The sequence below is a fragment of the Vibrio sp. 10N.261.46.A3 genome (assembly GCF_041472995.1).
GTDB classification, from domain to species: Bacteria; Pseudomonadota; Gammaproteobacteria; order Enterobacterales; family Vibrionaceae; genus Vibrio; species Vibrio coralliirubri.
The window spans coordinates 1-9037 of sequence record NZ_JBFRRH010000026.1; the positions used below are offsets into that span (position 1 = coordinate 1).

General features: G+C 44.0%; 7 protein-coding genes and 4 tRNA genes. 10 read left to right on the forward strand and 1 reads right to left on the reverse strand.

Annotated elements, in window-relative coordinates; genetic code table 11:
- Positions 1 to 45 precede the first annotated feature (45 nt).
- The 5 genes from AB4484_RS06810 to AB4484_RS06830 all read left to right on the forward strand — a co-directional run bounded on the left by AB4484_RS06810 (position 46) and on the right by AB4484_RS06830 (position 1726).
- A tRNA-Met gene (locus tag AB4484_RS06810) sits at positions 46 to 122 on the forward strand.
- A 71-nt stretch (positions 123 to 193) separates the two neighbouring features.
- Positions 194 to 278 (forward strand) — tRNA-Leu (locus tag AB4484_RS06815).
- 32 nt (positions 279 to 310) lie between these two features.
- A tRNA-Met gene (locus tag AB4484_RS06820) sits at positions 311 to 387 on the forward strand.
- 55 nt (positions 388 to 442) lie between these two features.
- A tRNA-Leu gene (locus AB4484_RS06825) sits at positions 443 to 527 on the forward strand.
- A 158-nt stretch (positions 528 to 685) separates the two neighbouring features.
- Entirely contained in the window at positions 686 to 1726 is a 1041-nt protein-coding gene (locus AB4484_RS06830) for a lactonase family protein (RefSeq protein WP_372077204.1), read from the forward strand.
- A gap of 77 nt (positions 1727 to 1803) precedes the next feature.
- Here the strand turns inward: AB4484_RS06830 and AB4484_RS06835 are convergent, their stop codons facing one another.
- Positions 1804 to 2979: a 2-octaprenyl-3-methyl-6-methoxy-1,4-benzoquinol hydroxylase gene (locus tag AB4484_RS06835; protein ID WP_372077206.1), complete on the reverse strand. Its 1176-nt coding sequence runs from the start codon at positions 2977 to 2979 to the stop codon at positions 1804 to 1806.
- A gap of 308 nt (positions 2980 to 3287) precedes the next feature.
- Here AB4484_RS06835 and miaB point away from each other — a divergent pair, with 308 nt between their 5' ends.
- From miaB to lnt, 5 genes are all read left to right on the forward strand, one after another.
- Entirely contained in the window at positions 3288 to 4712 is a 1425-nt protein-coding gene (miaB, locus tag AB4484_RS06840) for a tRNA (N6-isopentenyl adenosine(37)-C2)-methylthiotransferase MiaB (RefSeq protein WP_012603385.1), read from the forward strand.
- A gap of 163 nt (positions 4713 to 4875) precedes the next feature.
- On the forward strand, positions 4876 to 5997 hold the full coding sequence (locus AB4484_RS06845; RefSeq protein ID WP_372077208.1) for a PhoH family protein: 1122 nt from the start codon (positions 4876 to 4878) through the stop codon (positions 5995 to 5997).
- Positions 5998 to 6459 (forward strand): rRNA maturation RNase YbeY, encoded by a 462-nt coding sequence (gene ybeY, locus AB4484_RS06850; RefSeq protein WP_012603383.1) that lies wholly within the window; start codon positions 5998 to 6000, stop codon positions 6457 to 6459.
- 120 nt (positions 6460 to 6579) lie between these two features.
- A complete protein-coding gene (gene corC, locus AB4484_RS06855) occupies positions 6580 to 7470 on the forward strand; it encodes a CNNM family magnesium/cobalt transport protein CorC (protein WP_012603382.1) in 891 nt (296 codons plus the stop codon).
- 32 nt (positions 7471 to 7502) lie between these two features.
- Complete coding sequence (gene lnt / locus AB4484_RS06860; protein ID WP_050633689.1) at positions 7503 to 9020, forward strand: apolipoprotein N-acyltransferase; 1518 nt, start codon at positions 7503 to 7505, stop codon at positions 9018 to 9020.
- The last annotated feature ends 17 nt before the right edge of the window (positions 9021 to 9037 follow it).

Below are 9037 nucleotides of genomic sequence, written 5' to 3' on the forward strand. Positions count from 1 at the left end.
TCCGACCGCACCATTATTTAATAATGAATCTATTAGATTTATTATGGCTACTTAGCTCAGTTGGTTAGAGCACATCACTCATAATGATGGGGTCGCAGGTTCAAATCCCGCAGTAGCCACCACTTTTTCTTTTGAAATAGAAAGACAACGTTATATTGAATCACCAATGTCGATATAACTATAAAGATTTGCTGCGGTCGTGGCGGAATTGGTAGACGCACCAGATTTAGGTTCTGGCGCCGAGAGGTGTGAGAGTTCAAGTCTCTCCGACCGCACCATTATTTAATAATGAATCTATTAGATTTATTATGGCTACTTAGCTCAGTTGGTTAGAGCACATCACTCATAATGATGGGGTCGCAGGTTCAAATCCCGCAGTAGCCACCACTTATACAACGTCTTATTGAAGCACCAATATTCGATATGAATATAAAGATTTGCTGCGGTCGTGGCGGAATTGGTAGACGCACCAGATTTAGGTTCTGGCGCCGAGAGGTGTGAGAGTTCAAGTCTCTCCGACCGCACCATCATTAAATAGAACCCAGATTTTTAGCTGGGTTTTATTTTATCTGGAATATGCAAATCTGCTAGCCAAGTCACCAAGTATTCTCTTCTATAACCTCACTTTTAATACGATTTTATAAGACAATGTCAGCTCCATTTTCTAACTGAGTATGACTAGCCTATGAAAACCCTCCCCTTAACGATCGGTTGCTACACGGATACGCCAAGTAAAAGCCAAGGTGTTTATCAAACTCAGTTAGATCTAGAAACAGGAAAACTATTACCTCTAGAGCTGATCATCAAATGTACTAACCCCTCTTTTGTTACTGTAACAAAGACTGGGATCTATACTGCATCGGAAGTTGACCAGAAAAAACAGCCCCAGCTCATTCATATACCTAATGTTGATTCACAGCTAACGTCCAATACAAGCCTCATCTCGGGAGATCACCCTTGTCACGTCGCAATAGATCCACACAATAAGTTTGCTATCACGTCGCAATACTCATCAGGCACATTCGATATTTTTAGCTTAAGTATCAATGGCAGTATCGATAAGCGACTCAAAACAATCAAGATGGTTGGTTCCGGGCCAAACAAAGAGAGACAAACTAGCCCACACGCCCATCAATGTCTGTTCCTACAAAACTCACCACAGTTTGTGACCGTCGATCTCGGCACCGATCGCATCAACTTCTATTGCTTTGATGAAGAGCAAGAAGAGTTCCTTGATGAGCCAATGCAGTCTATTAAGGTGCCCGCCGGCAATGGACCTCGTCATTTAATCTTTAACAAAGCTGAAGACAGAGCCTATGTGGTCTGTGAACTCTCTGAAACGTTACTGATTTTGGAAAAGGTTTTAGGCATTTGGAATGTAGTGGAAGAGATTGATGCATTGCCTAATATGGAGAAGGGAGAAGCCGCAGCTGCGATTAAGATATCCCCTGATGAGCAATTCCTTTATGTGTCATGTCGACACCAATCAAGAATCAGTAGCTTCAAAGTCGACTCTGAGAATCAAAAGCTGACTTTCATTGATAGCTACGACACTGCAGGTAAATTCCCAAGAGATTTCCATATAACTGACGATGGAAAATGGCTTATCGCAGCCAACCAGCACTCCAACAACATCACCTCATTCAAGCGAGATAATGAGGATGGGTCTTTGGTTTATACAGGATACTCTTTAGAGATCGATGCACCGGTTTGCGTTACGCAGTAGTTATAGCATTCAACACCATACAGAAAAGGAGAGCATCTGCTCTCCTTTTCTGTATAAATAATCGGAACTAATGAAAATTAAAGACCCAAGGCGTATTTCAATACTTGAGTTTTAATAGGCCCAGAGTTCTCTGCTAGTTTTAGTGCGGCATTACGTACAAACTTGAGCGGACCAATGTCGTTACTGAATGTCTTGTAGAAGAAATCCATGCCACTCTGCATCATTAAGTTGTCGCCTCTTCTCATCACTTCATAGCGTCTTGCTACAGACTGATTTAATTCACCCTTTTCTTTGGTGACATTCAACAGTACTGATACATCTTTAAAGCCTAAGTTAACACCCTGTCCAGCCAAAGGGTTGATGGTATGCGCAGAATCCCCAACTAAAATACAGTTATTCTTCGAATATGATTGAGCATGACGTCGTGTCAGAGGAAAAGAACCCGAATTCAAGACTTTGATATCACCTAACTCTTTAGGAAAGTGAGTAAGTACTTCGTTGCGTAGTTTTTCAGGAGTCATTGCTGACAGTTGCTTAATACGCAATGGAGAGTCATACCAAACTAACGAGCCCTGCCCGACTTCTTGACCGTCAGAGGTTAGAGAACACAATGGCAAGAATGAACGAGGACCACTTGGTAGAAATTGCTGCCAAGTAATATCTTGCTGAGGTTGTTCTGTTTCTACATTGATAAGCATACAGTGTTGTCGATAATCCCAAGCCGTAATGCCAATTCCAGCTTGTTGACGAACGGCTGAATTCGCACCATCAGCACCAACCACCCACTTCGCAGATAACTCAACCCCAGATTGAAGCTTAACGATATTGGTTTCACCAAACTCAATCTCATCGAGCTTTTCTGGGCATAACAGTTCGAGATTGTCGTAGGCATCAAATTGAGACCATAAACCTAATTGAATGAGTCTGTTCTCAACGATATAGCCCAAACGAGGAAGGTCCAGTGATGCAGCATCAAACCGAGTACGACACTCTGGGTGCTCCCACGTCTCTAAACGCTTATAAGAACACACTCGCATTGCTGCAATACTTTGCCATGCACCAAGATCTTCAAGCAGATCGACCGATGCTTGAGAAATCGCTGACACACGAATGTCCATCGCTTGCGACTCATCAAAATCTTGTGGAGCAAAACCTTCGATCACCGCAACACTCAGACCTTGCTTTGCAAAACCGATCGCTGTTGCTGCACCAACCATGCCGCCACCGACTACTACAATATCGTAACTGTTCATATTTTGTACTTATCAGTTTGATTCTTTGACTGTTTTTGATTGTACTTTTTCATAACTAACTTGTAACCAAAAACCTTATTTGAAAAAAGGGTTATCCCTTATGGCATATGGCGCTAACGATAATAAAAACCACTACATAAGAGATTTGTTCAGACTACTAGTCAGTCGGTTTTGAAACCAGTACAATACGCCGCTTGCCGCTAGAGCCTGCCATAAAATTGAATACCGAATTATGACAAACAGGGCTAGTGGATGAATAATGGGCGATTTGCTCCCTTAAATTAAACTAACGATCGAGCGAACATATAATGAGTAAGAAACTGCTAATTAAAACTTGGGGCTGTCAGATGAATGAATATGATTCATCAAAAATGGCCGACCTGCTTAACGCTGCAAATGGCTATGAGCTAACTGAAGTACCTGAGGAAGCAGACGTACTACTATTGAATACTTGTTCTATCCGTGAAAAAGCGCAAGAGAAAGTATTCCACCAGCTTGGTCGTTGGAAAACGCTGAAAGATAAAAAAGAAGGTGTGGTGATCGGTGTGGGTGGCTGTGTAGCGACTCAAGAAGGTGATCACATTCGTCAACGTGCACCTTACGTAGACGTTATCTTTGGCCCACAAACATTACACCGTCTGCCGGAGATGATTAAATCATCACTGTCTAACGAAAAGCCAGTAATGGATATCTCTTTCCCAGAGATCGAAAAGTTCGATAACCTGCCAGAGCCAAAAGCTGAAGGCGCGACGGCGTTCGTTTCTATCATGGAAGGTTGTTCTAAATACTGTACTTACTGCGTTGTACCATACACACGTGGCGAAGAAGTTAGCCGTCCAATGGATGATGTACTTTTCGAAGTTGCTCAACTTGCAGAGCAAGGCGTACGTGAAGTTAACCTGCTAGGTCAAAACGTAAACGCATACCGCGGTCCAACACACGAAGGCGATATCTGTTCATTCGCAGAACTGCTTCGTCTTGTTGCTTCTATCGACGGTATCGACCGTATTCGTTTCACAACAAGCCACCCGCTTGAGTTTGGTGACGACATCATTGAAGTTTACAAAGATACACCAGAGCTAGTGAGCTTCCTTCACCTACCAGTACAAAGTGGTAGTGACCGTATTCTTACGATGATGAAGCGCCCACATACGGCTATCGAGTACAAGTCTATTATCCGTAAGCTGCGTAAAGCTCGTCCTGATATTCAAATCAGTTCTGACTTTATCGTTGGTTTCCCTGGTGAGTCTAAACAAGACTTCCAAGATACAATGAAGTTAATTAAAGAAGTTGATTTCGATATGAGCTTCAGCTTTGTTTTCTCTCCTCGTCCGGGTACGCCAGCGGCAGATTACCCATGTGACGTACCAGCACAAGAGAAGAAAGATCGTTTGTACGAACTGCAACAAACGGTAAACACACAAGCTATGCGCTTCTCTCGTCTAATGCTAGGCACAGAGCAACGTATCCTTGTTGAAGGTCCATCAAGAAAGAACCTAATGGAACTTCGCGGCCGTACAGAAAACAGCCGTGTTGTGAACTTCGAAGGTTCTGCAGACCTAATCGGCCAGTTCGTAGATGTGAAGATCACTGAGGTTTACACCAACTCACTACGTGGTGAGCTAGTTCGCACAGAAAAAGACATGGGTCTACGCGTTGTTATGACTCCAGCAGAAATGATGGAAAAAACAAAACGTGAAGACGAGCTAGGTGTAGCGACATTTACGCCGTAGGCAATACAACTGTTTGAGCACAAAGCGCAAACACAAAGCTTGAAATTACCTAACTAAGTGACCATCTTAGAAATAGGGATATCACAATCAAAAGCCCGGTCTAAATCGGGCTTTTTGCTCTTTGTTTTATTTAAGAGCGAGTGGCACAAAATGAGAGGCTAATTTGAGCAATAAAATCGTTACCTTAGAGATAAATCTAGAGCCATCCGACAACAAGCGCTTGGCTAGCTTATGCGGACCATTCGATGACAACATCAAGCACCTTGAGCGTCGTCTTGGCGTTGAGGTTAATTACCGAAGCAACTTCTTCACCATCGTTGGTAAGCCTCACACAGCAGTCGCTGCTTTAGACATCATCAAACACCTCTATGTTAAAACGGCTCCAGTTAAAGGCAACATAATCGATATCGAACCAGAGCAAGTGCATCTGGCGGTCACCGAATCTGGCATTTTGGAACAACACGTCGAGTCTGAAATCGACTACGGCAAAGAAGTGACCATTAAGACTAAAAAAGGCGTCATCAAACCTCGTACGCCAAACCAAGCACAGTACCTAATGAACATGGTCACCCATGACATCACCTTTGGTATTGGGCCAGCAGGTACAGGTAAAACCTATTTAGCCGTTGCAGCAGCAGTTGATGCACTTGAACGCCAAGAGGTTCGCCGGATCCTACTGACTCGTCCTGCTGTTGAAGCCGGTGAGAAGCTTGGTTTCCTACCGGGTGATTTAAGCCAGAAAGTAGACCCATATTTACGTCCACTTTACGATGCGCTGTTTGAGATGCTTGGCTTTGAGCGAGTTGAGAAGCTGATTGAACGTAACGTGATTGAAGTTGCGCCACTGGCTTACATGCGTGGTCGTACATTGAATGATGCGTTTATCATTCTTGATGAGAGTCAAAACACCACGGTAGAACAGATGAAGATGTTCTTAACCCGTATCGGTTTTAACTCACGCGCTGTAATCACTGGTGATATTACGCAAATCGATTTACCTCGTGGTGCAAAGTCAGGCTTACGCCATGCGACTGAAGTGCTCAATGAAGTCGATGACATTAGTTTTAACTTCTTCATGTCTGAAGACGTCGTTCGTCACCCTGTGGTTGCTCGTATCGTCAACGCATACGAGAAGTGGGAAGCAAAAGACCAGAAAGAGCGCAAAGAGTTTGAAAAGCGTAAACGTGAAGAGCGCGAAGCCAAACTTCTTGAGGCTCAGCAGGCAGTTACGACACAATTAGCAACACAAAATAGCTCTGTAATTGCAGAACAAGGTGATAAATAGATGTCTATTGAACTAGACCTGCAATTAGCGGTCGAAAATGAGCAAGGTCTTCCAACTGAGCAAGATATTCAGCTTTGGTTGGACAAGACCATTCCTCAGTTTCAAGAGAACGCTGAGTTGACGGTTCGTATCGTTGATACGCAAGAAAGCCACCAGCTCAATCATGAATATCGTGGCAAAGACAAGCCAACTAACGTGTTGTCTTTTCCATTCGAGGCTCCTCCAGGGATCGAGTTAGATCTACTGGGCGACCTCATTATCTGCCGTCAAGTTGTCGAAAAAGAAGCAGAAGAGCAAAGTAAGCCTCTGCTAGCACACTGGGCTCATATGGTTGTACATGGCAGTCTGCATCTGCTAGGTTATGATCATATCGAAGATGATGAAGCTGAAGAGATGGAGTCACTCGAGACAGAAATCATGCAATCTATGGGGTTTGAAGACCCTTACATTCTAGAAAAGTAAATTGATTCTAGTAAAGTAGGTTGCAGAGAAACAATAACTCATCGAACCTGTGATTTTCGCAGGAATCTGAGTTGTAACGTGTGCTATCACACTTCTGATAGCGTTATTTTTTGAGAAATCATGAACGAAGGTAACCCCCCCACTTCTGAGGGAAGTAAAAAATCTGAAGGTCCGAGTAGAAAGTCCTTCTTTGAACGCCTAGGCCAACTATTTCAAGGTGAAGTAAAAGATCGCCAAGAGCTCGTAGATGTAATCCGCGACTCAGAAATTAATGACCTAATTGACCACGACACACGCGACATGCTCGAGGGTGTTATGGAAATTTCAGAGATGCGAGTACGCGATATCATGCTGCCTCGCTCTCAAATGGTTACAGTTGAACGCACCGATGATCTAGATACATTGATTGCGCTCATTACTGATGCTCAACACTCTCGCTACCCAGTGATCAGTGAAGATAAAGACCATGTTGAAGGCATTCTATTAGCGAAGGACCTACTTAAGTATTTGGGTTCAGAAAGTGCCCCATTTGATATCGAACAAGTGATTCGCCCTGTCGTGGTTGTTCCTGAAAGTAAGCGAGTTGATCGCCTGCTTAAGGAATTCCAAGAAGAGCGTTACCACATGTCTATCGTTGTCGATGAGTTTGGCGGAGTTTCTGGCCTGGTAACCATTGAAGATATCCTCGAAGAAATCGTTGGTGAAATTGAAGACGAGTTCGACGATGAAGAAGAGCTAGATATTCGTAAGCTGAGTAAGCATACCTTCTCTGTAAAAGCTTTAACCACTATTGAAGAGTTCAACGATACGTTTAACACTGCCTTTAGTGACGATGAAGTGGATACGGTAGGCGGCATGGTTATGACAGCACTCGGTCACCTGCCGGTTCGTGGCGAAATTGTAGAAATCGAAAACTACCATTTCAAAATAACATCAGCAGATAACCGTCGTGTGATTCAGCTACAGGTAACCATTCCTGACGAACAGCCTCTTCCGACTATCGAAGAATAACAACTTCTCTCTAAAGAGATGACAGAAATTAGATGACTAAGACATTTATTCATCGCCTATTACGGCCGCTTGCGGCCGTTTTTGTTGGCGCTATAACCACCCTTTCATTCGCTCCATACTCTATATGGCCTCTTGCTATTCTCAGCCCAGCTTTGTTGCTGTTACTGATCCACAACCGCTCTCCTAAAAGTGCGCTTTGGATTGGCTACGCATGGGGTTTAGGTCAATTCACCACAGGTATCAGTTGGGTATACGTCAGCATCGATCACTTTGGCGGCATGCCACTGGCAGCCAACCTGTTTTTGATGGCACTACTCATTGGCTACCTAGCGGTTTATTCCGGCCTATTTGCCTGGAGTTTGAACAAGTTCTTCCCTGCCAATAATCTAAGCCGATTTTTCCTTGCAGCTCCTGCATTGTGGTTAATCAGTGATTGGCTGCGTGGCTGGGTAATGACGGGCTTCCCTTGGCTTTGGCTTGGCTACAGCCAAATCGATTCGCCATTGGGGTCATTTGCACCGATTGGCGGTGTCGAGTTAATTACTCTAGTGATCATTGTTTCAGCCTCTGCATTCGCTTATGCGATTGTTAACCGGGCCTGGAGTATCGCTATCATTCCCGCCGTCGTATTTAGCGCAGGTTTTGGTATTCGAAATATCGATTGGGTCACGCCTAACCCTGAAAAAACAACATCAGTGGTATTGATTCAAGGTAATGTCGATCAAGATAGCAAATGGCTGCCGAGTCATCGCTGGCCGACCATGATGAAGTACACCGATTTAAGCAGAGAAAATTGGGACGCGGATATCATCATCTGGCCTGAAGCCGCTATCCCTGCGTTTGAGGTAGAGATTCCTTCTTTCCTACGTAACTTAGATAGCGCAGCGAAGATGAATGACAGCTCGATCATCACTGGTGTGCTTAATCAGTCTGAAGATAAGAAATACTACAACAGTATTCTTTCTCTCGGTGTGAATCCATACGGTGAATACAGCTACGATCCAGACGAACGCTACCATAAACATCACCTATTGCCGTTTGGTGAGTTTGTGCCGTTTGAAGATATCTTGCGCCCATTAGCACCTTTCTTTAACTTGCCAATGTCATCATTCAGCCGTGGCGATTTTGTTCAACCCAACATCGTGGCAAATGGTCGTCACTTAGCGCCTGCGTTGTGTTATGAGATAGTCTTTAATGATCAAGTTAGACAGAACGTAACCGACGAGACTGACTTTATTTTAACGCTCTCTAACGATGCGTGGTTTGGTCGTTCGATTGGCCCTCTGCAACATATGGAAATTGCACAGATGCGTGCTCTGGAGCTTGGTAAGCCGGTTATTCGCTCGACCAACAATGGTGTGACGGCAGTTACCGATTACAAAGGCAACATCATCAAACAAGTGCCTCAGTTTGAAACAGCAGTATTAAAAGCTGAACTCATTTCAACGGATGGTCAAACGCCTTATCACACAGTAGGTACTTGGCCACTGTATATCTGGGCGATGCTCAGCTTGGTGATTGGTTGGGTAATTAGAAAGCCAAAAAGCTAGATTCGAGATTCGAGATT

What these genes read in the sequence shown, in the direction of transcription:
- ybeY (WP_012603383.1), top strand. Translation starts at nt 5,998, where the DNA reads ATGTCTATTGAACTAGACCTGCAATTAGCGGTCGAAAATGAGCAAGGT.
- lnt (WP_050633689.1), top strand. Translation starts at nt 7,503, where the DNA reads ATGACTAAGACATTTATTCATCGCCTATTACGGCCGCTTGCGGCCGTT.
- AB4484_RS06835 (WP_372077206.1), bottom strand. Translation starts at nt 2,979, where the DNA reads ATGAACAGTTACGATATTGTAGTAGTCGGTGGCGGCATGGTTGGTGCA.
- AB4484_RS06830 (WP_372077204.1), top strand. Translation starts at nt 686, where the DNA reads ATGAAAACCCTCCCCTTAACGATCGGTTGCTACACGGATACGCCAAGT.
- corC (WP_012603382.1), top strand. Translation starts at nt 6,580, where the DNA reads ATGAACGAAGGTAACCCCCCCACTTCTGAGGGAAGTAAAAAATCTGAA.
- miaB (WP_012603385.1), top strand. Translation starts at nt 3,288, where the DNA reads ATGAGTAAGAAACTGCTAATTAAAACTTGGGGCTGTCAGATGAATGAA.